Raw genomic sequence first — 1,715 nt, forward strand, 5'->3', positions numbered from 1 at the left:
AGCTTTTGACCAGGGAGGCAAGATACCCTTCCTCCTTCGTTTTTTCTGGCTTGAAGTTTATATAGGAGGGATCATCCAGGGCTCTTTGCTTCATCATGCTGACGAAGTCCGAATAAGCCATGGCATGGATATCGCCTGGCCAGCTGATATCCGAGTCAAGTTTGGCTTCCCCAGTTGAGGCCGGCACCAGAACGACAAAGGACTCAACTGTGCTACTGCTTCCATTGGCCCGGAGATAGGTGCTTAAGTTGTGCTGGGCGAAAGCCATATTGGCGCTGAAGATGTATGGTTCATGGGCTACGACTCGGGCCTTTGGATACATGCAGAACATAGCTTTTCCCGGCACTAGACTGTGGTAATCGATGCCAGCTCGGTAATTTTTTACATCGACCAGCAAAATGTGTGATCCGAACATCAGAATGCAATCAATGTCGGTGCCTCTGGTGTTGCGATGTCCATCGGCTTCGGGATTCCAAACCGACCAGAATGATACACAGTGGTCCAAGATGCCATCCCAGGTCAGGAGTTTGGCGAATATTTCTTCGCCTTTCGTACCAGTGCGAACTTCGGTTTTGCCGAATCCGCTGTCTGCGAGACCTGAACCTGGATGGCCGTAAATTCGAGCTCCATGAATATCGTGGTTACAAATGTCGCGGTAGGCTTTCAAGGTTTTTTGTGAAGCCCTCGGCACCAAGCTTTCATCAATGACAGGAATCCCGAGTGTGGCCGTTTGAAGCTGGTAGCGGGAGATTGCCTGTGCCCAGGCTTCTCCTAACTCCTCCTCCGTAGGTTTCTTTACAGCACCCCAGTCGATCTCGTCATCCCGGGCAGCAGACCAGAGGGGAGCGGATCGCTCCTTGCTCCTGGCTGTCCCGGGAAAATGAAACCGTGGCACTGGTGTCTCCTATTCGATGAATCGCCTTGAAAGTCCAAACTTCAATCAGACATGCTCAATCACATAGTCGTGACTGCTGTCAGCATCGCGGACGAACTGCTTCGCCTCATCCATCGTCACCTCGTTGAGCACCACCCTGTCAGGGGCAAGGAAATGGCGCTCTACCACCTTGTACTGCCGATCATCTGTGAAAAATCCCATTGTTCAGTTCCTTTCATTTCCTGTTTGTGTTGAATCATCCAAACGAGATTGAATAATTACCTGAGCTGGCCGCAAAACCATGTTGCCCATCAGATATCCCGGCCGAATCACCTTGCATATCGAGCCAGGCTCGGCTGTTGTCTGGTCTTTGTTCTTGTCATTGCCTGCAACGCCTACGACCTCATGGACTCGCGGATCGACTGAACCATTGGTACTTATCGGGTTCAACCCATACTGTGAAAGCAGGTCAAGGATTTCTTCAGCGACAGACCGATTCAATTCAAGCGAAGGATCATTGCTTTGTAGGCGATCGACAGCCAGGAGGAGCTCCTTGAACAAAGGCGCAAACGCCTTATGGGTGTCCAGATCATCGCGTTCACGAAGGCTTTGCTCCAATGAGCGGATCAGCTGCTTGGCGTTTTTATCCTCCGATAGTCTGCGTACAAATAGATCCTGCAGGCTTGTTATGCCTTGGGATATTGCCTCTAGGCTCTGATCGTTCTCAGACATTTTGTGCGCCCGTAGCAGAGGCAGACTCGCCGACTTTTTCTTTGTTCATTTCATATCCGTATGGGAATACCCGTATATCGAATATCAAAGCGTAAATACCAGTAACGAA

General features: G+C 50.4%; 3 protein-coding genes. All 3 read right to left on the reverse strand.

The features are described 5' to 3' along the window. On the reverse strand, positions 1 to 895 hold an 895-nt coding region (locus CI603_RS07710; protein WP_147438295.1), incomplete at its 3' end, for a nuclease-related domain-containing protein. A 45-nt stretch (positions 896 to 940) separates the two neighbouring features. Continuing rightward, positions 941 to 1,096, reverse strand: a complete 156-nt coding sequence (locus CI603_RS09035) for a hypothetical protein (protein WP_183122288.1) — start codon at positions 1,094 to 1,096, stop codon at positions 941 to 943. A gap of 3 nt (positions 1,097 to 1,099) precedes the next feature. Next, entirely contained in the window at positions 1,100 to 1,606 is a 507-nt protein-coding gene (gene grpE / locus CI603_RS07715; protein WP_183122289.1) for a nucleotide exchange factor GrpE, read from the reverse strand. Between the last annotated feature and the right edge of the window lie 109 nt (positions 1,607 to 1,715).

The organism is Bifidobacterium sp. wkB338, assembly GCF_003688325.1.
Classification (GTDB): Bacteria; Actinomycetota; Actinomycetes; order Actinomycetales; family Bifidobacteriaceae; genus Bombiscardovia; species Bombiscardovia polysaccharolytica.

Excerpts from the sequence above, each read along its gene's own strand:
- CI603_RS09035 (WP_183122288.1), bottom strand. The coding sequence starts at position 1,096 with ATGGGATTTTTCACAGATGATCGGCAGTACAAGGTGGTAGAGCGCCAT.
- grpE (WP_183122289.1), bottom strand. The coding sequence starts at position 1,606 with ATGTCTGAGAACGATCAGAGCCTAGAGGCAATATCCCAAGGCATAACA.